This is a genomic window from Xenorhabdus beddingii (assembly GCF_002127545.1).
Classification (GTDB): domain Bacteria; phylum Pseudomonadota; class Gammaproteobacteria; order Enterobacterales; family Enterobacteriaceae; genus Xenorhabdus; species Xenorhabdus beddingii.
This window is the reverse complement of sequence record NZ_MUBK01000011.1, coordinates 1-23,399: the sequence shown is the minus strand read 5'-3', so window position 1 is coordinate 23,399 and position 23,399 is coordinate 1. Positions and strand designations below refer to the sequence as shown.

Annotated in this window: 25 protein-coding genes and 1 pseudogene; 6 read left to right on the top strand and 20 right to left on the bottom strand. The window is 47.5% G+C overall.

Annotation, left to right across the window (positions count from 1 at the left end; genetic code table 11):
* Positions 1-6: 6 nt before the first annotated feature.
* Genes Xbed_RS20155 through Xbed_RS08125 form a run of 5 tightly spaced genes read left to right on the top strand, consistent with a single transcriptional unit; the run spans position 7 to position 5,150 of the window.
* Positions 7-1,779, top strand: coding sequence for a phage tail-collar fiber domain-containing protein (locus tag Xbed_RS20155; RefSeq protein WP_244182442.1), 1,773 nt, complete (start codon positions 7-9; stop codon positions 1,777-1,779).
* Positions 1,766-2,281 carry a tail fiber assembly protein gene (locus Xbed_RS08140; protein WP_086112425.1) on the top strand — a complete coding sequence of 172 codons (516 nt, stop codon included), beginning with the start codon at positions 1,766-1,768 and terminating at the stop codon, positions 2,279-2,281. Before Xbed_RS20155 ends, Xbed_RS08140 begins: the two co-directional genes overlap by 14 nt.
* The gene (locus tag Xbed_RS08135; RefSeq protein ID WP_086112424.1) at positions 2,281-3,009 is read left to right on the top strand and encodes a hypothetical protein; all 729 of its coding nucleotides are present in this window, start codon (positions 2,281-2,283) and stop codon (positions 3,007-3,009) included. Before Xbed_RS08140 ends, Xbed_RS08135 begins: the two co-directional genes overlap by 1 nt.
* Positions 2,981-3,526, top strand: a complete 546-nt coding sequence (locus Xbed_RS08130) for a baseplate complex protein (protein WP_086112423.1) — start codon at positions 2,981-2,983, stop codon at positions 3,524-3,526. Before Xbed_RS08135 ends, Xbed_RS08130 begins: the two co-directional genes overlap by 29 nt.
* Complete coding sequence (locus Xbed_RS08125) at positions 3,513-5,150, top strand: type VI secretion system Vgr family protein (RefSeq protein WP_086112422.1); 1,638 nt, start codon at positions 3,513-3,515, stop codon at positions 5,148-5,150. Before Xbed_RS08130 ends, Xbed_RS08125 begins: the two co-directional genes overlap by 14 nt.
* Before the next feature lie 330 nt (positions 5,151-5,480).
* Here the strand turns inward: Xbed_RS08125 and Xbed_RS08120 are convergent, their stop codons facing one another.
* From Xbed_RS08120 to Xbed_RS08025, 20 genes are all read right to left on the bottom strand, one after another.
* Positions 5,481-6,710 (bottom strand): beta-ketoacyl-ACP synthase, encoded by a 1,230-nt coding sequence (locus Xbed_RS08120; RefSeq protein ID WP_086112525.1) that lies wholly within the window; start codon positions 6,708-6,710, stop codon positions 5,481-5,483.
* Between the two features lie 11 nt (positions 6,711-6,721).
* Positions 6,722-7,453 (bottom strand): 3-ketoacyl-ACP reductase FabG2, encoded by a 732-nt coding sequence (locus Xbed_RS08115; RefSeq protein ID WP_086112421.1) that lies wholly within the window; start codon positions 7,451-7,453, stop codon positions 6,722-6,724.
* The gene (locus tag Xbed_RS08110; RefSeq protein ID WP_086112420.1) at positions 7,450-7,998 is read right to left on the bottom strand and encodes a hotdog family protein; all 549 of its coding nucleotides are present in this window, start codon (positions 7,996-7,998) and stop codon (positions 7,450-7,452) included. The genes Xbed_RS08115 and Xbed_RS08110 overlap by 4 nt, the downstream gene beginning before the upstream one ends.
* Entirely contained in the window at positions 7,998-9,164 is a 1,167-nt protein-coding gene (locus Xbed_RS08105) for a beta-ketoacyl-[acyl-carrier-protein] synthase family protein (RefSeq protein WP_086112419.1), read from the bottom strand. The genes Xbed_RS08110 and Xbed_RS08105 overlap by 1 nt, the downstream gene beginning before the upstream one ends.
* A 3-nt stretch (positions 9,165-9,167) precedes the next feature.
* On the bottom strand, positions 9,168-9,731 hold the full coding sequence (locus Xbed_RS08100) for a DUF3261 domain-containing protein (protein ID WP_086112418.1): 564 nt from the start codon (positions 9,729-9,731) through the stop codon (positions 9,168-9,170).
* Entirely contained in the window at positions 9,728-12,067 is a 2,340-nt protein-coding gene (locus tag Xbed_RS08095) for an MMPL family transporter (RefSeq protein ID WP_086112417.1), read from the bottom strand. Before Xbed_RS08095 ends, Xbed_RS08100 begins: the two co-directional genes overlap by 4 nt.
* A complete protein-coding gene (locus Xbed_RS08090; protein ID WP_086112524.1) occupies positions 12,039-12,602 on the bottom strand; it encodes an outer membrane lipoprotein carrier protein LolA in 564 nt (187 codons plus the stop codon). Before Xbed_RS08090 ends, Xbed_RS08095 begins: the two co-directional genes overlap by 29 nt.
* Positions 12,603-12,658: 56 nt before the next feature.
* Complete coding sequence (locus Xbed_RS08085) at positions 12,659-13,081, bottom strand: acyl-CoA thioesterase (protein ID WP_086112416.1); 423 nt, start codon at positions 13,079-13,081, stop codon at positions 12,659-12,661.
* A gap of 3 nt (positions 13,082-13,084) precedes the next feature.
* A complete protein-coding gene (locus Xbed_RS08080; protein WP_086112415.1) occupies positions 13,085-14,785 on the bottom strand; it encodes a glycosyltransferase family 2 protein in 1,701 nt (566 codons plus the stop codon).
* Positions 14,776-15,135, bottom strand: coding sequence for an ApeI family dehydratase (locus Xbed_RS08075; protein ID WP_086112414.1), 360 nt, complete (start codon positions 15,133-15,135; stop codon positions 14,776-14,778). The genes Xbed_RS08080 and Xbed_RS08075 overlap by 10 nt, the downstream gene beginning before the upstream one ends.
* Positions 15,122-16,495 (bottom strand): AMP-binding protein, encoded by a 1,374-nt coding sequence (locus tag Xbed_RS08070; protein WP_086112413.1) that lies wholly within the window; start codon positions 16,493-16,495, stop codon positions 15,122-15,124. Before Xbed_RS08070 ends, Xbed_RS08075 begins: the two co-directional genes overlap by 14 nt.
* Positions 16,492-17,082 (bottom strand): COG4648 family protein, encoded by a 591-nt coding sequence (locus Xbed_RS08065; RefSeq protein WP_244182441.1) that lies wholly within the window; start codon positions 17,080-17,082, stop codon positions 16,492-16,494. The genes Xbed_RS08070 and Xbed_RS08065 overlap by 4 nt, the downstream gene beginning before the upstream one ends.
* 45 nt (positions 17,083-17,127) lie before the next feature.
* On the bottom strand, positions 17,128-17,379 hold the full coding sequence (locus Xbed_RS08060; protein ID WP_086112412.1) for an acyl carrier protein: 252 nt from the start codon (positions 17,377-17,379) through the stop codon (positions 17,128-17,130).
* Between the two features lie 11 nt (positions 17,380-17,390).
* Positions 17,391-17,648: a phosphopantetheine-binding protein gene (locus tag Xbed_RS08055; protein ID WP_086112411.1), complete on the bottom strand. Its 258-nt coding sequence runs from the start codon at positions 17,646-17,648 to the stop codon at positions 17,391-17,393.
* 15 nt (positions 17,649-17,663) lie between these two features.
* The gene (locus Xbed_RS08050; RefSeq protein WP_086112410.1) at positions 17,664-18,458 is read right to left on the bottom strand and encodes a lysophospholipid acyltransferase family protein; all 795 of its coding nucleotides are present in this window, start codon (positions 18,456-18,458) and stop codon (positions 17,664-17,666) included.
* Between the two features lies 1 nt (position 18,459).
* Entirely contained in the window at positions 18,460-19,179 is a 720-nt protein-coding gene (locus Xbed_RS08045; RefSeq protein ID WP_086112409.1) for a beta-ketoacyl synthase chain length factor, read from the bottom strand.
* Between the two features lie 13 nt (positions 19,180-19,192).
* The gene (locus Xbed_RS08040; protein WP_086112408.1) at positions 19,193-20,266 is read right to left on the bottom strand and encodes a methyltransferase; all 1,074 of its coding nucleotides are present in this window, start codon (positions 20,264-20,266) and stop codon (positions 19,193-19,195) included.
* 100 nt (positions 20,267-20,366) lie between these two features.
* The gene (locus Xbed_RS08035; RefSeq protein ID WP_086112407.1) at positions 20,367-20,756 is read right to left on the bottom strand and encodes a hypothetical protein; all 390 of its coding nucleotides are present in this window, start codon (positions 20,754-20,756) and stop codon (positions 20,367-20,369) included.
* 537 nt (positions 20,757-21,293) lie between these two features.
* Entirely contained in the window at positions 21,294-22,115 is an 822-nt protein-coding gene (locus tag Xbed_RS08030) for an OB-fold protein (RefSeq protein ID WP_086112406.1), read from the bottom strand.
* A 129-nt stretch (positions 22,116-22,244) separates the two neighbouring features.
* The gene (locus tag Xbed_RS08025) at positions 22,245-22,589 is read right to left on the bottom strand and encodes a hypothetical protein (protein ID WP_086112405.1); all 345 of its coding nucleotides are present in this window, start codon (positions 22,587-22,589) and stop codon (positions 22,245-22,247) included.
* A 420-nt stretch (positions 22,590-23,009) separates the two neighbouring features.
* Here Xbed_RS08025 and Xbed_RS08020 point away from each other — a divergent pair.
* Positions 23,010-23,252: pseudogene (locus Xbed_RS08020) on the top strand (DNA primase); the annotation flags it as partial.
* Between the last annotated feature and the right edge of the window lie 147 nt (positions 23,253-23,399).

Here is a 23,399-nt window from a genome sequence, read left to right as displayed (position 1 = left end):
AAAAAAATGTCCTCCGTCATAACCCTGGACTTTGAAAAATGGAAAGCACAGCAAACCGCTGCGGGCCATCCCGTCGTGCTGGATGAATTTGTGTTTGCCTATGTGCCGAACCTTGATCCCTCTCAGGCCATTAGCCGCGATGAGAAACTGCCTGCGGCCAATCACATTGTGCACCGTCAGGCCGTGAACAAGACTGGCCTTGCCAGTGAGAACGCCGTAGCCTACAGCGTCACGCTGGGAACCGAAGTCGGCCACTTTGATTTTAACTGGATTGGGCTGATTAATAAGGCCTCTGGTGTGATTGGCATGATCACCCATGCGCCAACCCAGAAGAAAATCAAGACCGCCAACGGCTTGCAGGGCAATGTCCTGACCCGCTCTTTTTTGCTGGAGTTTGAGGGTGCCGCCAAAGAGACGGCGATCACGACCACGGCGGAAACATGGCAGATTGATTTTACTGCGCGTTTAACCGGCATGGATGAAATGCAACGCCTGATTAATACCGACAGTTACGGCGAGGCGGCGTTTTTCGGTGACAGCTTTGCGGTGATCCGTAACGGTGACCAATACACGGTAAAAAAAGGGCTGGCCTATGTGGGCGGGCTGCGCGGGGTGCTGGAGTTTGACCAGACACTTAACAGCTTACGTAATACCCGCGTGTATGCCGATTTTAGTTATCAGGGCAATCTGGTGAGCCAGTGGAAAACTAGGGTGAAGATTACCGCATCAAATAACCTTAAAAATTATGTGGATGCGGCGGGTTACCCGCATTATGTCTTTTCGATTGCTAGCATTGATGATAACGGTGATGTTATTGATTTGCGTAAGCAAGGAACGTTAAGTGATCGTGATATTGCTGTACTGCAAAAAGAACTCGGCAGAATTAAACAGGATTATGCAACACAACAAGCACTCAGTGCAGGATTAAACGGGAAACAGACGAAAGGTGATTATGCAACTAATTCAGCACTGACTGTCGTCAGGGAAAATGCGAATAAACGTTTGCCGAATACAGGGGGAGTATTAACTAATAATGGCAGAATATTAGAACTCAAAAATACAACTCAAAGTTCATTGTATATTCAGGGAAGCAGTCATGATGACCTTGCAAAATGGCGTATCGGTAACACTGGGGCAAATAGTGATTTTGCATTGCACAATGTTCTTGACAGTACGTACGTTGTGATTGCGAATAAAACAATAACAGTTAATGGCGTTGACATTATTAATGAAGATGACTTATTACCGATCAAAAACAGCATTGATAACATAGAGCAATCTGTCCGCAATGTACAAAATATCGCAGTTACAGCAAAACAACAGGCAGACAATGCAAACAGCAACGCCAATAACCGACTATCCCATACCGGAGGAACACTCACGAATAATGGCAATGTGCTGGAATTAAAAAATACGAAAAATAGTTCCCTGTACATTCAAGGCTCTGACCATAGTGGTAAAGCCCGCTGGCGTATGGGAAGTCCCGGTGTTAGTGATGTGATTACATTGGATAACGTTGCGGGTAATACCTACCTGTACATTGGCAATGAGGGGGATGTCAAGATTAATAACAACCCTGTTATTACTGGTGTCAGGCTGGGTGAGATGATTCATACGATTGCACTGGCAGGTCAGGTCACCCTGCTGTCTGATGGACATGTTTGTGTTGGTATTTCCAAATCCGGTTCGGGTTTTGTTTCACACATCGTCAATCGTCCAGTGCAATATTTAATTGCAGGACAATGGAAAACCGCCGAGGTATTCAATGGTCAGATTTGACTCATTTTCTACATATAAGCCTCATAATGCTATTGAGGGTGTTGCATATTTGGTTAGTTCAGATAAACAGGATTGGTATGAATGCCAAAAATTGTTTGCCTCGGATACACTAAAAATTTGTTTTGACGAAAACTGGGTAATCCGGGCATTTAGCTATGATGTAAGTGCATTGTTCCCGATTGGGTTATCTATTGCAGAAATAGAAAGAGAAGAGGTTCCTGACGGTTTTGGATGGGAGCAAGATTGGATTTATCTCAACGGGAAAATTTCTCTCAAGATACCCTCATCAGAGGAATTACGGCAGCAGGCTGAATCTCGAAAACGACAATTACTGCGCGCAGCTAACGAAAAAATTGATATCTGTCAGGACGCAGTTAATTTAGAATTAGCAACGGAAGCTGAAAGGTCGGTATTAACTCAATGGCGGCACTACAGAGTGCTACTCAACCGGGTGGATTGCTCAGATGCGCCTGATGTTGATTGGCCGGAGCAACCCGAATAATGCACTGGCAACGCAAAACCTTGCAACTGTCCCCGAACCTATCGGGGATCTCTGCCGCCATCGTCCCCGTACACCCGTTTATTTACGGTATCGGGCAGCAAACTGACAGCGGCAGTTATCTAAGCCCGACCAACGCCATTCATTACCTGTCCAATAAACTGATGGGTGCCGGGAACCTGAACACCATGGTTCTGATGATCTGCGCCAAGACCCATGATGAATTTATGCAGAACCTGACGCAATTTTCATCGGTGTTGCCGCTGCCGGTGTTTGCGCAGGTTACCCGCATGGCAAAGACCGCCGAACGTCTGGCGATCACCAAAATGCAATTGCCAGCCCAGCAGGGCGGTGGTTTACCGCTGCCTCAGCCCTTATCAACGGCAACCAGTCGTTTGGCTGTGAATGCGCAACGGATAGAACAGGCCAAGGCACAGGCCAGCGCGGGCGGCAGTCTGGCCGGATTAAAATCCCAGTTAAGCGGGTTTACCACCGTCAGACAGAACGCCTTGCAGCAGGTCACGGATGCCCTGACTGGCACAATGGGGAAATCGGCCAGCGTCTGGACATTTACCGGAACAGGCCACGGTGCCCATTTGGCCGAACAGATGCGCAAAGGCATTCCGGAGCCGGACGCGGTTTATACCTTGGCTACGCTGTTTGTCGGGGAGGACATCAGCCCACTAGAAAGGATGCTACACCATGAGCCAGATTATCACCCTCGCCCTTGATGGCGAGGCCATCCCGTTAAAAAGCCTGACCGTCACGCCCTCCATGATGTTTCAGGACAGCGACCAAAGCGGCCAGTCATCCAGCACGGCGGTCGCTGAACAGGGCATCAAGCCGAAAGAATTGCGCATTACGGGCATTATTCCCTTTACCGAACAGAAAACCCTGTCACGCCTGTTTGCACTGGCGGAAGCCAAAGAGAACGGCAACCTGAAACGCTACCGGATCGCCAACCTGACCGCACAGGCCATTAACTTTCGTATCGGCACTTTTACGGGCACGATTGACGCCAGCAAACTGGACGGCAAGCAGGCATGGCAGGTTACTTTTACCCTGCGGGAACATTTATCGGTGTCTGAAAAACGCGATGCCCGCGCTGCCGGCACTATTTCGGCCAAGAAACAAACCGGAAAGGGAGGTGCCGCCGCTAAGGAAGAGCCGGAAAAATTAAGCTGGTTTGAACGCAAGGTCTTAAAGCCGATTAATGATCATATAGGGGCGGCCAATGAAACCCCTTAACCGGCTTTACCTGTCCAATGATGAGATCCCTTTGGTTGACGCCAATCTTATGCTGGAACTGTCATCGTGCGGCCGGGGCTTTATCACGGCAGAAACTACCACCGATTACACCGGAAAACTGGTGCGCCTCGATGTGGGGTATACCGATTTGCTGCTGCGCTGGTTTACGGGCTATGTGGAACGTTCACAGCCTGCCCAGAACGGTTATCAGCGCCTGTTTGTGCGTGAGCTGGTTGGCGTGTTTGATCGCCCGTGGCCGTGCTCCTTTCAGCATCCTACCCTGCGCCAGATGGTTGACTGGTTGCAGGCGCAGAGCGGGCTGACCTTCACCTTGCCGGATGCGCCTTACACAGATACGCCTGTCCCGCACTATACCCACAACGGCACGGGCTATCAGTTGCTGGCGAATCTGGGGCAGGTCTTTGCGATTGAAGACTATCTCTGGCATCAGTTGCCGGATGGTTCGGTGTATGTCGGTAGTTGGGCGCATTCATTGTTTGCCGGAAAACCCGTCGAGATCCCCAATGAATTCAGTCAGAGCCAATCGGCGGGCAATGCGATGACGCTTCCCCTCATCCAGTCATTGCGCCCCGGCTTTGTGGTGAATCAGCAACGGCTGAACAAGGTCAACCTGACCAATGAAAACATGACCATCACATGGATGCCGAAAGACCAACCGGCGAGCAAAACGCCCATTCAGCGCCAGATGGAGGCGGCTTACCCCGAATTATCGGCGGGGCTGCATCTGCCCCAATTTGGCCGCATTGAGGCACACACCGAAAGCACGGTCAGTGGCGATATTTCCGATCCATTCCGGCCGCGCTATGCCGTTGATGTGCAATTACTGGATGCGGATGGAAAAGACGCCGCTGCACCGGTTTATCGCGCCGTTCCGCTGCCCTTGCCGATGGCGGGCGGTGAATCGGGCATGTTCCAATATCCGCCCATCGGGACGGTGGTTGAAATTGCTTTCGAAGGCGGGCGACCCGACAAGCCCTTTATCCGCCAGACCCTGAGTCAGGGCAACACCCTGCCCGATATCAAGCCCGGCGAGCAGTTGCAGCAGCAGCGGGCGGAAGTCTCGCAGCGCGTCACGCAGGCGGGCAGTTGGATCAGACAGACTGACCAGACCATCAACGAGTCTTCCATGCATCGCGTCGTTAAGGCTGATACGGAAACGCGCACCGTGGTCGCACGGGACACCACGGTACAGGCCACAGATAAAGCCACCGTTTTGGGAACGTCTACCTTACTGGCGGGCGCTGTCCGGCACATCGCCGATGGGGATTATTGCATCGCGACCTCATCAAACTTCGTCGCCAGTGTGGGGAAAGAGGCCCATATTGACGTCGGGCAAACGCTGGTAGAAAAAATCGGCCTGCTTAAGCAGAGCATTGCCGGCGCCAAGCAAGAGATAGTCGCGCCCGTGGTTTGGGTGGGCAGCCAGCAAATCAACGTCATGACCCTGATGTTAGACACACTGGATGTGGTGAAAGAACTGGCTGAACTGACCGCCGCCCATACCCATCACAACACCGGCACCCCGGAGAACGCCAGCGCCATCAGAAACACGGCCTATAAATCCGATGGGCTGAAACAGAAATATTCGCCGGTGATTGGGTGAAAGAATGATATTCTTTTGTTATTAGATTCTAAGAATATTTTCTATTTGTTTTTACCTATTTATGATTTTAATTTATTGAGTCATATCTAAATAAATCTATAATCAATGGCTGTTAGTTTGGATTAGTGTTCTGGTCAGTGTATTTCTTACGCAAGTTTTTAAGTCCTGACTGAAATACAGGTGGTGCTGATTCAGATAGATAGCGGAAACGTAATTAAGGCCATTCGGATTAACCCTCCGATGGCCTTTAATATTTATTCACTATTTCAGGTTGCTGATAAAATGCTGGTATTTACCCAGCACGCTGTCTGTGACTTTACTTTCTCTAGATTAAGCCCAACGCCGGATCACAAGCGAAGTATTGATGCCCCCGAAAGCAAAGTTATTACTTTGGATAAACTCAGTCTGGATTTCACGCGGCTGGTGCATAATATAATCCAACTCACCACAGGCGGGATCAACCTCTTTCAGATTGATAGTTGGGGCAAACCAGCCCTCATTCATCATTTCCAGACTTAGCCAGGCTTCAAGGGCACCACAGGCCCCCAACGTATGACCGAAATAGCTTTTCAACGAAGAAATAGGGGTTTGGTTACCAAAAATATTGGCCGTGGCTTGGCTTTCAGCCACATCTCCCCGCTCAGTTGCCGTACCGTGAGCGCTGATGTAACCGATATCTGTTGGCTGTAAGCCGGCTGATTTCAACGCCATTTCAATACATATCTGCATGGTTTCGGATTTTGGCTGAGTGATATGAGAAGCATCACAGTTAGTCGCAAATCCGATGATTTCACCATAAATTTTGGCACCCCGTGCTTTGGCGTGTTCCAATTCTTCAAGGATCAGGGTGCCAGCACCTTCACCAATCACCAGACCATCGCGGTTAACATCAAATGGGGAAGGCGTGGTTTTTGGTGCTTCATTCTTTTGACTGGTGGCGAACAGTGTATCAAATACCGCCGCTTCGGATGGGCACAGTTCTTCGGCACCACCTGCAACCATCACAGTTTGATAGCCATGACGGATTGCTTCCCACGCATAACCCAACGCCTGACTACCGGATGTACAGGCACTTGAGGTTGGGATCACTCTGCCACGTAGACCAAAGAACAGCCCAGTGTTAACGGCAGTGGTATGTGGCATCATTTGTACGTAAGTGGTACCGGTGATGTTATTGGTATGCTTTTCCGTCAGCATGGTTGCAAAGTCACTGACTGGCTTGGTACTGCCCGTCGAGGAGCCGTAGGCAATGCCTGTTTTTCCATTGGTCAGTATCGGGTCGTCACTCAAGCCCGCCATCTCTAAGGCCAGCTCTGTGGCGCGCGTTGACATCAGGGAAACACGTCCCATGGAACGGATGCGTTTACGGGTATAATGTTCGGGTAAAATGAAATCGGTAATCGGCGCCCCAAGATGGGTGTTGAGTCCATCATATTCTGCCCATGCCGGCATTTTTCGGACGGTGTTGATCCCCGCTTTCAATCCGCTGGAAACAGATTGCCAGTCATGCCCCAAGGCGGTAACGCCACCCATTCCCGTAATAACGACTCTGCGGGACATTTCCTTATGGCTCATAGCATTCCTCCGTTGATTGATATCACTTGACGGGTCACATAGCCCGCAATATCAGACATCAGGTAGCTGGCAAGGCCGGCAACTTCATCTGCTTGTCCCATGCGTTTCATCGGGATCATATTCATGGCTTCTTTCAAGGCCACTTCTTCCATTTGGATCATATCCGTACCAATCAGCCCCGGCGCAATACAGTTCACGGTGATTTTTCTTTTCGCCAATTCGATTGCCAGCGCTTTTGTTGCCCCGATAATGCCCGCTTTGGCGGCGCTGTAATTGACTTGTCCACGGTTGCCCATCAAACCCGACACGGATGATAACGTGATGATTCGTCCTCCCTGACGCAAACCGATCATCGGCATCACACAGGGATGGATAACGTTGTAGAAGCCATCCAGATTGGTATGGATGACGCTGTCCCAGTCATTGCCTTCCAGCGCTGGGAAAGCGCCATCTTTGGCGATCCCGGCATTGCAGACAATGCCATAATAGGCACCATGGGCTTCGATATCTTTTTCCAGCACTTCACGGCAAGTCGTGCGATCCGAAACATCAAACGTCAGTACACGGCCATGGCCTCCATTTGCCTGAATATGTTCCAGTGTTTTTTCTGCGCCGTTAGCATCGCTGTGATAATGAACGATGACGGTAAATCCGTCTGCTGCCAGTCGGCAGGCAATGGCTCTGCCGATCCCTTTGCTGGCACCGGTCACTAGAACTGAACGCATTATGCTACTCCATCCCGTTGAAATAATTTTTTAAGTTCTGTTTTGTCTGGTTGGTAGGTATTGAGGCGACCCGTTGCCAGCACTGTGCCGTTACAACAGATTGAACCTTCAAAACTGCCAACTTTTTCATCTTGCAGTAATAAATTCATTTGGATATCCAGCACACTGTCTTGAGTGAAAACAGGAGCCAGACATCGCACCGCACGTCCGCCGAGTAACATACCCAATGCGGAATCTTCTTCTTTTCTTTTCTTGCGATGCCAGCCAGACCAGACACCAATGGCTTGCGCCATAATTTCAATCGCAAACCAACTCGGCATATGACCTTCTGCATTGAGAAAAGGGGATAAAACCCCTTCGTTGCTGACGGTGACCTGACAATGGACATGGTCGCTGGAAACGTTGATCACTTTTTCCAGTAATACCATGGGGGCTGCATGGGGCAGATAGCTATCTGCCGATAAATAGTTATCTACCGATAAATAGTTATCTACCGATAAATAGCTATCTGCCAATAAATGGTTATCCACCAATAAATAGTCAGGCATTATGCAGCCCCCAATATCAGGCTGGTATTGTTTCCGCCAAAGGCAAAAGAGTTCGACATGATAATCGGTTTTTCCAGTGGTTGTGGTTGGGTCAACAGGCCACAAGCCGTCAGGGAAGTCTCTATGCCTGAGCGCGAGAAATCCTGTACAGGCAGGGGCAGGTTGCGTGTAAGCAGCAACCAGCAGAGTCCTGCTTCACAGGCACCTGCCGCCCCCAGGGTATGGCCAGTTAAATATTTGGTTGAGCTGCATGGTGTGTTTTCGCCAAAAATCTGATTGATGACGAGGGATTCCATTTGGTCATTTAATTTTGTGCCCGTTCCATGCAGGTTGATGTAACCGATCTCGGCTGGAGAGAGCTTCGCGTTGTTCAATGCCATATTGATGGCTTCAATTGCGCCTTTTCCTTCAGGGTGAGGAGCCGACATATGCCAAGCGTCGCTGGATTCTCCCACACCGAGCAGCGCAATGGCTTGGGGTTCCCGCGTCAGCAACAGTAATGTTGAGGCTTCACCAATAGTAATGCCTGCGCGGTTTTCACAAAATGGCTCACACCGTGTTGAAGAGAGGGATTCAAGGCTATTGAATCCATTAATGGGCATCCGGCTCAGTGTGTCTGCTCCACCGACAATAGCCACATCGACAACTCCCATCTCAATCAGGCGCTGACCACTGATAATCGCCCGTGAGCTGGATGAACAGGCCGTGGAGAGGGTAAATGCAGGCCCATCAATACCGAGGTAATGGGCAAGGAAGCGGGAAGGATCACCCAGCTCCTGCTGATAATAATGGTAATGTTCATCAGATTGCTGATGCAGGGTTCGGCTGACATGCTGATCACCCTCGTCAAGGCCAGATGTACTGGTTCCCATGATGACGGCGATGCGTTCATGTCCGTGACGGGCGATAGCTTCGTCCACTTGGGGTTTGATTTGCATCAGGGCAGCCAGTAGCAGGCGATTATTACGGCTGTTGTGCTTAAACAGGGCATCGGGAATGGTGGGTAATTCACCGTCAACTCCGCCCAGACAGCAAATTTTATCGGGTTGTAACCAGCCTGAACGCTCATACATGCCGGGTGCCTGACCGAGCATGAGATTCTGTGCGATTTCATCCGCATTATTACCCAAGGCATTGAGCATACCCACGGCAGAAATATAAATCATGTTTTACGCTTCCAGATGCTGAATGGCGATACTATAGCCAAAAATAAACTGTCGGACGTGGATCGGGCGTCGTTTGTCATTTCGGGTATCATATTGAATTTCTGTGATTAATTTTCCATCTTTGTCATGCAGTTGACGGCGATCGCCGCTGTCCTGAAGTGTCCAGCCTGCGGGCAGCCGAGCCTGCCAGACAGAAACAGGCCAGTAGCTGAGCATAATATCGGCCAATACCTGATTGGCTGGCGGAAGTTCCGGCAGAACAATCGATTGTTCGGTACGGATGCCGTTGTTGTCGTAATCCAGTTTAAACAACCGGATGCCCAATGAGGACAATCCGGCCAGTGACAGATGGTGTTCATTCGCACTGAGCAGCACAATCAAGGATTGTTGCTTACCTTTCACCGTGGCTGTTAACAGTTGTTGTTCATTAATGGCGGGCGTCATCTTCGGTTCCGGCAGAGAAACTCGCACACCCGGCTTCAACCACGCGCTGGGCGAGTTATCCTGCGGGAAATTCATACACGCTGTCAGCAGGCAAGTCAGGGATAAGATAAATAGCCGTATCATGATTTCTTTTTCCTTTTTTGGCGTTCAGGCATGGCCAGCGGTGATAGCAGGAAGGCAGTAAAGATCCCGCTGCATAATACGATGCCAAAGCTACTGATTGCCTGAGTACTGCTGAATACCAACATACCCAGCGTGAGTAATGAAGTGCACATTGCCACGCTGATCGCCAATAAAGACGTGAGTGGCGTACCACGGGGATTGCTGAAAAACAGGGTATAGTTGATGCCAATGCCGAGCACCAGAACCAAAGCCAATATTGAGAACAAATTCAGGCTATGGCCACTGAAGCCAAGAACAGCCAGCCCACATCCCAGTGAGAGCAGTGATGGCAATAGACTGATGACTCCCCGGCGCAGACCCAGTCGAACAATATAGCTGACGGCGATCAGTGTGATTGAACCCACCAGCAGCCAGCCAAGCATGGTGCGGTAAAACTGAAACATTTCATCGAAAGCCAGTTTGCGATCGATCCAACTGATACCGTCCTGTTTTTCCGCCAATTGGCGCATCAATACGCTGTCCTTAACGCCGTTGACCGGTAGCAGGACGCCGCTTTGACCCTTTGGCAGGGTTATCCACATCAGGCGCCAGCCCTCACTGACGGCACTGTTGAGCCAGTCATCCGGCATCACTGTCATGGGTTGGATATCGGGTTGATCGATTGTCAGCCCGGCGTCGGTAAGACGAGCCATGATATTGGGAATGGCGGCTTTGATAAGGTCAAGATCCCGGTGCTGTTGTGCAAGAGAAGAGAGGGGCAGCCGCTGGTAATGACTGATATTGCCCTGCTGTTTTTCGGTCTCCAGTTTTGGAATAAAGGATTCCAGTCGTTGTAATGTTTGCTCTGCATTATCACCGTAAATAACAAACCATTTTTGATCACTTCGCTGTCCGGTCAGTGCCGCGATATGTTTTTCCTGTTGATGGATATCCTGCGGCAGGGCCTGCAATTGGGCAATGTCATCATTGACTTGCAAGCGGGAAATCCCCAGCAAGGCAAAAATCGCTAGCACTGCGGGTAAGCCGATATAAAACAGTCTATTGCGTCTCCACAAGGCCAGCCAGCGCATTAACATGATCATGGCAGGGATCGGGCGCACGGGCAGATTTTTCGTCAGTCGGGGATACCAACAAACGACAGTCAAGCAGGAAGCCGTCAACCCTGCGGCGGCAAATACGGCCAATTGGCGCAGGCCAGGGAAAGGGGCAAACATCATGATCAGATAGGCAATGACGGTGGTCGCCAATGCCATTAATAACGCAGGCAAGACTTTCCGCATACTTTGCCACGGTGTAACTTCCCGTCCATGTACCATGCGTTCTGTCAGATAATAAATGGCGTAATCTGCGGAAATGCCGATGATGCTGATGCTCATCACCAGCGTCATAAAATGTAATTCGCCAAAGACTCCCAAAGTCGCCACTGTTCCGGCCAAAGCGCCGATGCTGATGGAGAGAACACACAGCATCAAGGGTTTCAGGGAGCGGAAAACACAATAAATGAGTAACAGCACGCCCAGTACCGTTGCACTACCCAATGTCGCAATATCGTGTTTTGCCTGTTGAGTCGCGTAATCGCTGTAAAACAGAGTTCCCCGTGAAATCACTTCGGCATCCGGGAATTGGGTTCTTAATGCTTGCTGCAATTTATTCAGCTCCGTGACAGCATGATGCCCTTGCTGCATATCGAAAGAGGAACTGTTGAGTTCTCCGTGGAGCAGATACCAACTTCTCCCTGATCTATCTTTTCCAGAACCCTCTTTGGCGACCAACCAACCATTTTGGAGCCGCAACTGGCTGGATGTTTGCTGGAGAGCCAGTTGGGAACCCCTGACCAGCATCAGGGGATCATGACTGAGTTCTTGTCCACTGACACCGGAAAATGCGGAATAAACCTGAGACAGTATCCAGTTTGCCTGTAGGTTGCCACCCTCTTTCAGCCGGTCACGGGTTACGGGATCGAGCATCGCATTGCGGTGTTCATAGTAAAAACGTCCCCATGCCTGTTGCTGTTCTGCTGTCATTGGCCCTTTGACATGGGTCAGAAATGGCGTTTTTTGCAGATGTTCCAGCCAATATTGTGCAGGGGCAGTATCCTCTTTTTTCCCCGGGCTGACCATCCACACCAACTGGCGATCAAGGCGTTGCATGAACTCTTCTTGCAATGCGGGCGGCATATCCCCGGCACTTTGCGCCGGCAATAAGGCCAATATGCTGGTGGACAAGCGGGATTGAGGTAACAGGGCAGCGAGTGATATCAGCAAGAGAGAGCATATCAGCAACCAGAAGAGTGTCAGCAGACGTGGCTCAGAATTTGAAGTGTTGTTCTTCTTCATGGCTTAACGTCCCTGGAGTCAGTCGGTGTTGGGTGAACAATAATTCGGTGCGATCACCTTGGCGGTCAGTGAGTACAATGGCATCAAGGTTAGCTTGACCACTCAGGGTAATCACGGTAAAAAGTTTGTCCAAAGGGGACGTTTTTGGCGTCAGTAGCAAACGCCATTTATCCTGTCCCAGATCGTTGAACTCGATTTTGAAATTTTCTTCCAGCACCGCACGATCGGCCTGAAACAATGCCCGCATCAGATGATTGAACTGAAACAGTTGTGGGTTGGAATCGGCAGTAATCACTTGGGGCGTTTGTCCCTGCATGATTTGCACCATATGGCTGTCATCCAATACCAGTGTTAGCGGGAAAGGTTTTTGCTGATGCCACCACAGTCCTTTATGCTGTGAGACCAACATTTCACCGTTGGAATGCAGGGGGTTTGGCATTCCCTGAATTTGACGTTCCTGTGTGAAGCTGGCCCGAACGACGGCTTGGTGTGCAAACCGTTGTTGTAACTCATCAAGGGTAATGGCATAAGCCATATGATGGATTGTCAGGAGATTAGCGGTCAGAAACAGTAGGATCGAGCGCCACTTTTTCACGATTTGATCTCCATGCGTTCGAATAGAATATCTGGACTGACAAAACTCATTTCCTGTGTTGCTTCGGAAACGGCAACCTGAATGGTGTAGCCCATCGTTGTTTTCCTGCCACTGACTGCCTCAAAAATCTGGTAAGCAATTTTCAGGCGGTTTTCAAATTCTTCGATGGTCGCTCTGATGCGTATTTTTTGCTCAAATCGCACGGGGGCGCGGTATTTGATCCGGGCATCAACCACGGGCCAAACATAGCCTGATTCACGCATTTCGCTATAACCATAATTCAATTGATTCATCAGCACTTCACGGGCAATTTCAAAATAACGGAAGTAATTGCCATGCCAAACGACACCCATTGGGTCAGCATCGTGAAATGGCACAGTTAATTCGACTTCGGCAGTAAAACGGGGATCCGTCAGCATTTTTTATTCCTTATGTGTCCGATCAACTGGCAATTGCCAAAAATCGAAAAAATTGAACCAATCAAGGGGTGATTGCAGGGCGTAATATTCCAGGCGGGAGGCATAGCGATCCACCGCCAGTTGCAATGCCTGCTCTCTTTGTTTACGTGGCAGTTCCAGAGGATTGGCAAAGTGTTCACAATAAATCTTGAACTTATCATTCTGGCGGAGAGCGAACATCAACAGTACCGGGCAGCGCAACACTGATGCGAGGATAAATGGCCCTTGTGGAAATGGCGCGTGATGACCCAGAAATTGGCTCCATACGATCCGTTGGGTATTGGCGCGGGAAGGATTAACCGCAATCCGATCACCGACAATGGCTACCCATTCACCCGCATCAATTTTTTCTTTCAGCATGATGGCGGTATCGGCCCCGACATCCGTGACTGGCAATAAGTTGATGCCTGCCTGCGGTGAGACTTCTTCAATAATCTGTTTAAAACGTTGGGCGTGTTCAGTAAACACCAGCGCATTGATGATTTGTCTGCCCGCTCGTTGTGCCAGTGCCCGACAGACTTCAATGTCACCCAAATGAGAAACCAGCAGTAACTTACCGCCTGAATCTCCATCCAAAAGCGTCTGTTCTGCGCCTGGCGCAAACCCGATATCTTTTCCCCATGTTAAGTCACCGCGCCAGCTTGCTATTTTGTCCAACATCGCCCTGCCAAAACGCAGGTAATGACGGTAACTATCAAGGCCGCGTGGAATGGGGATCTCCTTGCGCTGTAGGGTTTGTTTCAGGCGCCCAATATATTGGCGGGAAGCCTGACGCTGGGCGCCACCTGTCACCCAAAAATAACCCACGACAGGGTAAAGCAAACATTCAAAGGGTTTGCGTCCGAACCATTGATAAACCGTTAGCATGAACTTCATGCCAGACAGCCCCTTGCGCTCCTTAATATCCGACCAATGACGGCGGTTACGCCATAATAGTGATGGAATACGCGGTAACATGCCAAAAAACAGGCGGGTATGCATCCATGAGATACTGAGGTTATCCCGTAAGGCATCGAAATGGGATAGGCCATTTTCAGGATAAGTGACTTGTGTGGGGACAAACTCGCTTTCTGTTCCTTGCCAGTAAAGCCGCACCATGATCTCGATATCAAAATCCATCCTGCGGCCAATGTCTTTTTTAGCCAAGAGTTGCAGGGTGGGAGCCAACGGATAAACCCGGAAGCCACACATACTGTCTTTGATGGAGAAAGACAACGTTTCCACCCAAACCCAGAAATGGGTGATATAGCGTCCATAAAGGCGGGATTTGGGCACGGAAACATCATATCTCGGATTGCCAGAAATCAGGCTATTGGGACATTGCCGGGCCTTTGCCAAAAACGAGGGAATATCTTCAAGGCAATGTTGCCCATCGGCATCAACCTGCAAGGCGTGGCTATAGCCTGAACCTGCGGCTGCCTGCATGCCTGCCATGACGGCTCCACCTTTGCCCTGATTATGTTCAAGACGGATAAGGGTCACATGGGGAGCGGATCTTGCCAAATCTTCAAGCCGATGCTGAGTATCGGGTTCACTGCCGTCATCGACAATAAAGCAGTGAAGTTGGTAGGGCGCTAATCTTTCCAACACCGCCGGCATGGTTGCGCCGTGGTTATAACAGGGAATAACCACGCAGGGCGTAATCGGGTTGACGCTCAACGACATAACTTTATCTTTCCTTGGCTTGCAGTCTGACGTTCGCCTCCGTTCGACACGTCTATATCATAATTGAAGGTCAGGAGATGTTTTTCTTCTGCCCATGTGATTTTCAATAGCAATTTGTCACCTGGTTGCAGGGGATATTGAAATTTCACCATTTCAATCGAAGAAAAAGACCAGCCCGGCGCGAGCAGAGTCCGGGCATAGTGCATAACCCAATCAATTTGGGCGACCCCCGGCAAGAGTGGCTGAATGGGAAAATGTCCACGAAACCAAGCCAAATCAGGATCTAAATACAAATGTATCATGGCCTCATTTTGAGCCGGTTGCTCGCGGTGAATTTCAATGGGTTGCATTAAATAGCTCCTGTAATGCAGGCCATGAACGCTTGCTTTGGGCATTCAAGGGCATGGTTTCGATGACTCGCCAATAACGTGGCAATGCGACAGGTTCCAGCCAGGGTTTCAATTGGCGACGCCAATCCTGTAAAAATTCACCCATACCTTGCCGCTGATAACGCGCGTAGTTTTCATGATCTAAAACCACTACGGCACCAATATGGTTACGCTTTCCCCGATTGATGAGTAGCGCAGCAGCATCAGTGATACCGTGAATGTCACACAGACGGCGTTCAATTTCTGACAGGGAAATGCGCTTTTCTTCAATTTTTACCAGCCGATCGCGACGCCCCAATAGAGTGAAATGACCCTGATCGTCAAAGGCAAATTGATCATCCAGAATTAAACCTGTTGACTCAGAAAGAAGCGGAGAATAGACGCGCAGATTTTTTTCTTCCTCTTCGTGGAATGACACATCATCAAATGTTGTCCAAACCGCATTGTCCGTTTTACGCCTGCGCCAGGCCATAATGCCGGTTTCGGTACAGCCATAAATTTCATTGGGAATAACCTTGAGCCACTGTTGCACCCGTTCAGCATGGGCAAAATGCAAAGGGCCGCCCGCCGAAACCACAAAAGAGCAATCTGGGGCGGCAAGTTGGTCATCAAGCCGTTGCAGAAAGGCCGGGCTACTGATCAGCGCGCAACGTGGGCTACCGACGAGTTGTTCGGGAAATTCCACCCTCTTGCGTTCAAAGGGTAAACCCAGCGACATAGGCAGCCAGATACGGAAGGTCAAGCCATACAAGTGTTGATGGCTGACCGAAGCCCTGACAATGCAAGATTGGAGTTTGTCTCCCCATAAAGCCGCCAACCATTGGGATTCAAGATCCATGACGGTGATGGGTTTGATCACTTGCTGAGGAGTTCCTGTTGAGCCGGAAGTGAACATCACCAGAGTGGCATCCGCCGGAATAGCCGGCAATGCGATGTCCAGTGAGGCTCTTGCCATCACATCAATGTCTGGATTTGATTGTGGGATTTGCCAGCAAGGACAGGATAAGGTCAGAGGTAAATCTGTCAACACCCCATCAAACAGAGACTGCTGTTCCTGCAATTGAGCCTCACGGCAGTGTCCCGGAATCACGGGAGTCTGGCCCGCATGAAGCGTTGCCAGCAGCGCCACACAGAAATGGTAACTGTCTTCAAAACACAGTGCCCAGCGCAGGGCTGGCTGTTTTTGGTCTTTCAGGCGCCAATATAGTGTGGTGACATCCTGCCGGAATGTATTCAGGTCGATGGCATGATTTCCCCAACTGATCACGCGATTGGGGCAATGATCCTCTGATAGCCATTGGGATATAGGTTGTATTTTCATCTTTTTTTTACCCGTTGGCGTATCAGCCATTCACCGCTGATGAGCAACCCAATCAATAGATAACTCACTATCCCGTTCCACAATGTCCACAGGGACATATCGTTATACAGGCAAGTTCCAAGCGCCACCGTGCCATTGAACATAAAGAACAGGCACCAAATATAAGTGACCTTACGTGTATAAAGAACGCCCTCTGGGGGCAGGTTGGGCTCTTTGTAACGAGCCATTCTTTCGATGATAGGAGGCCCATAATGTAATGAACCACCAAACAGAACCAGCAGAACGACATTAACGACCACTGGGTAGTACATCAGCCATTGATGGCTGCGTAGGAATAAACTGGCCAGTCCCAGAATGATCCCGGCTATGGACAAGATCCATCCGGCATTCCAACCGGTTTTTTGCTGATTGCGGGTCTGATGTTTGCTCAACAGTAATCGCAAAACAAAAAACAGAATAATGACAACTAATATGGCATGAAATTGCCCATAGCTGACCATCGCCCACACCAAGAAAGGCCAGGCGATTAACATCACGGTATTGGCAATACGGAACAATAAAATCAACGGCTTCAATTCACTACCCAAATGTCTGCTGCTTGTTTCTGGTGTACTGATTATTCTTCTTTCAACTTATTCTTCTCTCAACAATTGTTCCACCGCATCCACCACATCCTGAACAGTACGGACAGATTTGAATGCTTCAGGTTTGATCTTACGGCCCGTTTTCTTCTGCAAATGGACAACCATATCAACGGCATCGATGCTATCGAGTTCTAGATCTTCATAGAGCCGTGATTCAGGAGTAATATCTTCAGGAGACAGTTCAAACAGTTGAACCAAAAGTTGTGAAACTTCCTGAAAAATTGTTTGTTTTTCCATCATGACACCTGTTCTTATGCTTGCTGTGACTGGATGTAAGTTGCCAGTGCGGCGATAGAAGAAAAGTGCTGGCGCATCTCTTCGCTTTCAGAAGACAAGACAATGGCATAACGATTTTTGACCGCTAAACCCAGTTCCAGCGCATCAATAGAATCCAGCCCCAAACCATCGCCAAACAGGGGGGCATCAGTTGCGATATCAGCAGGTGTGAGATCTTCCAAGTTCAGGGTGTCTATGATTAATTTTTTTATTTCATGGTGTAATTCTTGCATCATCGTATCCGACATTTATTTATTTGATGGTGTTAATAAGTGGGTAAGCTGGCGATTGAGCTGACGGGCAGCGATGGCATGGCCGTTTTCTGTATCGACAGCAAAGTTTTCATGGGTGAGTTGTTCACCAATGGTGATCGTATAAATGGGTTTTTTCGGTGGAATTTGATACCACTTGCTGTTTTTATCCAACATCCTTTGGCTGCAAGTAATATGTATGATCCGTAAATCGCATTCACATCGCACGGCAATATTGGCTGCCCCACGCTGAAGTGAAATGGGGTGCCCCGGCGTTGTGCGGGTTCCTTCCGGGAAAATCAAAATATTGTACCCAGAAGCCAGCCGTTCACGACAAACGGGAAGTAAGGTTTCTGCATCGTTGTTGATGAGATAACGTGCGGAGCGGATCACACCACGGACAAACGGATTGTGTAGCAGTGCTGATTTTACGATGCAATCCACATCCGGCAGTGTCGATGCCAATATGACGTAATCCAGCAAACTAGGGTGGTTTGCAACAATCAAACAGCCTTTATCTGCGCGGAGTTTTTTCAGGCCACTAAAATGGTAGTCCAACACGCCCAATTTCCGGGTCAGAAAAAGGAACAGGCGAAAACTGAATGCAATGCTATGACGCGCAAGGCGGCAACTTTTGTCTTCATTGCGTTGAAAAAACAGCAATAGGTTAAACCAACTCAGGGAAAGCAGCAGCCCTCCCAGGCCAAACAGGATGAAGCAAAACCCTGTCATGAGCAGGCGCCAGAGCCAGTTAATGCGTTCCGCGATATTGACCGCTATCCTTTTTGCCATCTTATCGGCTCCAGCTCCATTGACAATGATCCCCGGTAACCATAAAACGCGATTCACCTCGCAGCCAGCCATGAAGAAATTGAAGGCTTTGGGGGAGGTTAGGCTCAGTTTGCGATGAAAGCTGTTTTGTATAGTGCAGGCCAGTGCCTTGCTCCAACAGCAGGGCTACCGCAAATGGGTAGGTTGGGGTATTGGCATGAATGACATTGTGATAAAAACGGGGGATCTCACCATCAAAATCAACGAGCAGGACTTTGCGATGACCCGCATGGAGCAGTGTCAAGGCTTCAAACAGCCCTTGCTGGAAACTGTCGATGCCCGCTGCAACGGAAGAGGAAACCAGAGGTGCTTTAGCCACAATGGTCAAATTGCCTACTGAAGAGTTATGAACTGACATGGCAAAATGGGTGGGGGAAACGCTCTCCGTCCGTGCCAAATTTTGCAATATCTGGTAATTGCGTTCCAATTCACCATGACGACTGGTATAGACAATGGCATCGACTTGATTACGCTGTAGGATACTCAAACCACAATCCACGGCAAGACGGCTGCCTGAGCTGAGACGGCGAGCTGTCATCATCGGTAATTGAGTGCATTTCGCCAATGGGCATGATGCATCAATAGCGGCTGGCGATGTTGCGGACCACGTTTTCCATTCTTCAGCCATGGAGAGTCCCGGAGCAATGGCTTGCCAATCTGTAATATCCAATGTCAATTTCATGAAATACCGTTCGTTACTGTTTTTTGCAGATCAATAAGGTGTGTCCAAGCCCTAACTGATCAATCTGCTTCTCTATTACCAACCCGGCTTTATTAAGGAATTGGCTGAAATCATCAATGCTGTAAAAACGACTATTACCATTTGCCATGCAAGTAAAATAAAGCGAGGTCGCATTAAGACTATAAGCCGCTGCTTCAAAAGGCTGGCAGTCCCAGAATAGCTCCATGATGCAAATTCGTGCATCCGGTTTCATGGCTGCTGAGATCTTGCGTAAGATGCCTATAATTTGTGTTTCGGAAAAACAATCCAAGAATTGGCTCATCCACCAGATATCTGCTTCTGTGGGTAATTCGTTATCCGATAACATGTCAACAGGATAGCCGGAAATACGGTCAGCCATACCTTGGCTGCGTATATTTTCTTCAGCCAGTTTTATTTGCTGGGGTAAATCCAGAATAGTGACGCTGACTTTACTGTCATATTGGCAACAGCGCAATGCCCATTTTCCTGTATTGCCACCAACATCATAAATCACGTTAGGGGCCATGGAGAATATGCGCTTTAAGGCTGCACTAAAGGCGGAATCAGAATAGAAATGATCAAATGAAAACCAGCTTGTTTTCGCGGGTTCAGGTAATTGGCTGAGGGCCGGATAAATGGTTGGCCATTCGCCGAAAACTTTTAACCCTTTAGGCTTATTTTTTATCAGGGATTCTTTTAGATAAAATAGCCCCTGATAACAAACATCCTGAGTAAAATCCATATTGACACGAGTCATTTTATCATGTAGCAAATAATGCCCGATTTTACTGAGAAAATAGCGATCATCTTGTTTGATGATAATTTTCCCGCTCAGTCCCATATCCAGTAAAATGCCTACACCGTAGTTGTCTAATTCTGAGCCACGACAAATTTCATCCTTAGTTGCACCATTTTTATGATTTTTATCTAAAAAAGATAAAATCCCGCAATCGCGTAGCCCGATTGCAGTCTGAAATAGCATGGGGGCAAAAGCAATGCGCTGAGCTTCAGTAATGGCTTCAAGAGCACTGAATTCGTCTTTATCATAATTGTAGGGTGCGGTCATATATCCCAATATCCGATATGTCTGTAGCCAGAAAATATATTGAAAGGTTAAAGCCTATCTCATCAGTAATATTTACCTATTTGGATAGGCTTTAAGTGATTTACTGATTAGCCAGCAGGGCTAAATTCATCTGAATGTCTTTATCCAGGTTATTAACCCAACGATTATAATTGCGATGAATTTTCCCGTTCTTCTCTCTTAACTTATGGCTGGTGACATAGTTAATGGAATAGTTTTTGGCGGTATAATTGATGCGTATTTGAACGTCGTGTTCGCGGTTTTTCAGGAATCCATCAATAACGCCCGGAGAAACTTCAGTCATGGCCCATCTGCGTTTTTTACCCGCTTCCAAAATAGCTTTTTTCACAGAAGAGAGAGAGTTATGGGACACAATAGTGGTTTGAGGTGTTAATATTGGAGCATTGCGTGCACAACCTGCAAGCGTGATAATGCAGGCCAGACTGATCAATAGCTTATGTGAAGTTTTCATCATTTTTCTCTTGTTAGATGAGATGAGTGACATCGTGACTTTGCATAGAATAGTTTAAATAAATTCTTAGAATACTGCTACATTTATCCTTTCAGGAAGAATACTATTGAGTTTATTTCTGCATTCTGATGAGATTTTATCTCTATTTTTATTGTTTCTTCATAAATAATTGACTATACAAAAGCATATTGGTGTGTATTTCCACTGTTGATTTTAAATTGGACGCGGAAAAATTAATGGTGATATTTTTCTTGGTATAATTTGTGGTGGTTTAGCGTTGTGAACTTATTGATTTGATGAATTGTTTATTTAGTCATGAGCGTGATAGAAAGTTAATTAATAATTACCTTTGTTATTCTTGTTATCAATATTTTAACAATTTTAGAATTGTTTTCCTCTCATAAAGAGTGGAGTAAGATATTCCAATATTTTCATTAGCTGAATGGCGATTTAAATCACCATTCAGACTGCTGACAAACCCTGCCATTTTTAACGAGGTTTGTCAGCAGCCTGGGTTTCGTGAAAAGCTGTCTATATTTACTCTTTACCCAGTAACTCTTTGAGTTCCTGCATGGTCGGTGATGATCCTATATTTTTTGCTGCTTTTTGTCGTGTTGGCGCGATGGAAGTCAGGCACTTCTTATCGATCTTTTCACAACTGGAAAAATCGTTAGTTTGCTCGCCTACAAATTTTGCAAGTATAATCAATTCCTTGGTGTTATCCGATATATCTTTGTTACCTTTAAGCGCTTTATTAACGTATTGCTTCTGCTTGTTAATAAAATCATTTTTTGCCACATCAACAGGAGCACATTGACTTACAGTAGGAGAACCAATTATCACGCCATCACCTTTACAAAAGAAAGTCACTTTCTGGTTCTTGTTTAAATCGATAGCAATATCTCTGTACTGTTTTTTGAATCTAACATGAACACTACTGAACATGTCGTTTGTTTTCAAAGTGACGATAGGAATATCGCCAAGGCTTGAATCAATAGATGATACGATACCCGTAATGATCATATCTTTATCTTTGTATGTCTTATCACCCCTTGCTTCATTCGCTGCATAGTTCTTTTGCAATTCTCTGGCTGTCACAAAAATAGCATCAGGCTTAATCAAGGCATCACCACCATCGAAAGCCACATCAGCGTAGTCCTCAATCGATAAATTGATGAACTCAGCTTCTTTTTCTGTCAAAGAAATTGTTTTCTTGCCATTGGATGAGCTATTAGAAGAAACAGAGATATCTCCCTCTGGTTTATCTTCACCCTTTTTATTCTCATCCTTACCAACAATTAGCCCCAGTACGAACAAAGCAACAAATACTATCCCTACCCATTTCAATACTTTTTTCATTTAGATACCTATTTACATTACGTCAGCTAACTACTTGAATTGTATATTTAATTATCTGGCATTATTATCCACCTAACTAAAACCGTCCAACTTTATGGGGTCAGTTCATTTAGGAACTTATTCATGCCATTAACTCGCTATAGCGGTTTGTTTTTTACTTGATCTTTTCTTCAAAATCATTGAAATGATGACTGCCAATACAAAAAGAACAATATGGAAGCCCACATAGAACCAATAAAGCCCTATACCATCTTCACCATTACTGTGCATTGTGGCAGCGGTAGCCATAATACTTGGCGATAAAAAGGCGATATCAATGATGTTAACACCAAATGTTACGCCAGATAATGTCGGACTCTTATAGAATGTGATAAGCGCAAAAACGCTACAGAACATAGAGATAAAGACACCGCCGACCGGAATAAAAATAGACAAAGCTGAAAATATAAGAGCAATAATGGCTAATGCTTTCATTCTTAAACATCCCTAATTAAGGCGCCAAGATGTTCAGAAGCCTACCACATGAAAGGCTGGGTTGATTCCCCGTTACCGGGTATTATTCACCACCATCTTGGCATGGTTAAATTTAAGTTTTACTTACATTCGCTCTATTAAGCGATCTGTTTGTGGTAGCGGTTCTGGCACCAATAAAAATAATATTTTTTTATTATACTCTTGTCAAAACATGCACAGTGAGTTCCTAACGGTATAAAGTATTTACTAATGTATAATTTGTGTGTTTAAGTTCTCATCGAACGCCATCAGCGGTATATTTCCCCACCTTTTCTGGTGAGGGTACGATAATGTGTTGTTCAACTTTTATTATATTCCTACTCAATTATTGTCTAATTGTTCTCATTAGGGTGAGAAAGCAACATTTTGACCAGTCAGGTTCACGCCCCAAATTTTTATCGCTGGCTGTCCCATGCGGCAGGGCGCAATGAAAATAAAATGAATCGTATCAACACCGCCCTGTTTATGATCCTGGCAAACCGTTATGACTGGCAGCTATTTATTGAAGTGACGGGCGAAGGTGGCAGCGGTAAAAGCATCTTTACTTATATCGCCACGTTATTAGCGGGAGAACACAATACTGCCAGTGGCAATATGAGAGCCTTGGACGAAGCACGAGGACGTTAAAGAATAGGTGAACAGGGGACACAGTCAGTGAATATCCTATTAATCACGACAAACCCAGAGGTAGCAAGGTTTTCAGGGAATTGTGCACAGGGTGCATAACTGAGAGGGTGAAAAAGATTTTCAGGGGTATCTCTGGTAGGAAAA

Coding starts and splice junctions, on each gene's coding strand:
- Xbed_RS20155 (WP_244182442.1), top strand. CDS start 7: ATGTCCTCCGTCATAACCCTGGACTTTGAAAAATGGAAAGCACAGCAA.
- Xbed_RS08140 (WP_086112425.1), top strand. CDS start 1,766: ATGGTCAGATTTGACTCATTTTCTACATATAAGCCTCATAATGCTATT.
- Xbed_RS08135 (WP_086112424.1), top strand. CDS start 2,281: ATGCACTGGCAACGCAAAACCTTGCAACTGTCCCCGAACCTATCGGGG.
- Xbed_RS08130 (WP_086112423.1), top strand. CDS start 2,981: ATGAGCCAGATTATCACCCTCGCCCTTGATGGCGAGGCCATCCCGTTA.
- Xbed_RS08125 (WP_086112422.1), top strand. CDS start 3,513: ATGAAACCCCTTAACCGGCTTTACCTGTCCAATGATGAGATCCCTTTG.
- Xbed_RS08120 (WP_086112525.1), bottom strand. CDS start 6,710: ATGTCCCGCAGAGTCGTTATTACGGGAATGGGTGGCGTTACCGCCTTG.
- Xbed_RS08110 (WP_086112420.1), bottom strand. CDS start 7,998: ATGCCTGACTATTTATTGGTGGATAACCATTTATTGGCAGATAGCTAT.
- Xbed_RS08105 (WP_086112419.1), bottom strand. CDS start 9,164: ATGATTTATATTTCTGCCGTGGGTATGCTCAATGCCTTGGGTAATAAT.
- Xbed_RS08100 (WP_086112418.1), bottom strand. CDS start 9,731: ATGATACGGCTATTTATCTTATCCCTGACTTGCCTGCTGACAGCGTGT.
- Xbed_RS08095 (WP_086112417.1), bottom strand. CDS start 12,067: ATGAAGAAGAACAACACTTCAAATTCTGAGCCACGTCTGCTGACACTC.
- Xbed_RS08090 (WP_086112524.1), bottom strand. CDS start 12,602: ATGGCTTATGCCATTACCCTTGATGAGTTACAACAACGGTTTGCACAC.
- Xbed_RS08085 (WP_086112416.1), bottom strand. CDS start 13,081: ATGCTGACGGATCCCCGTTTTACTGCCGAAGTCGAATTAACTGTGCCA.
- Xbed_RS08080 (WP_086112415.1), bottom strand. CDS start 14,785: ATGTCGTTGAGCGTCAACCCGATTACGCCCTGCGTGGTTATTCCCTGT.
- Xbed_RS08075 (WP_086112414.1), bottom strand. CDS start 15,135: ATGCAACCCATTGAAATTCACCGCGAGCAACCGGCTCAAAATGAGGCC.
- Xbed_RS08070 (WP_086112413.1), bottom strand. CDS start 16,495: ATGAAAATACAACCTATATCCCAATGGCTATCAGAGGATCATTGCCCC.
- Xbed_RS08060 (WP_086112412.1), bottom strand. CDS start 17,379: ATGATGGAAAAACAAACAATTTTTCAGGAAGTTTCACAACTTTTGGTT.
- Xbed_RS08055 (WP_086112411.1), bottom strand. CDS start 17,648: ATGCAAGAATTACACCATGAAATAAAAAAATTAATCATAGACACCCTG.
- Xbed_RS08050 (WP_086112410.1), bottom strand. CDS start 18,458: ATGGCAAAAAGGATAGCGGTCAATATCGCGGAACGCATTAACTGGCTC.
- Xbed_RS08045 (WP_086112409.1), bottom strand. CDS start 19,179: ATGAAATTGACATTGGATATTACAGATTGGCAAGCCATTGCTCCGGGA.
- Xbed_RS08040 (WP_086112408.1), bottom strand. CDS start 20,266: ATGACCGCACCCTACAATTATGATAAAGACGAATTCAGTGCTCTTGAA.
- Xbed_RS08035 (WP_086112407.1), bottom strand. CDS start 20,756: ATGAAAACTTCACATAAGCTATTGATCAGTCTGGCCTGCATTATCACG.
- Xbed_RS08030 (WP_086112406.1), bottom strand. CDS start 22,115: ATGAAAAAAGTATTGAAATGGGTAGGGATAGTATTTGTTGCTTTGTTC.
- Xbed_RS08025 (WP_086112405.1), bottom strand. CDS start 22,589: ATGAAAGCATTAGCCATTATTGCTCTTATATTTTCAGCTTTGTCTATT.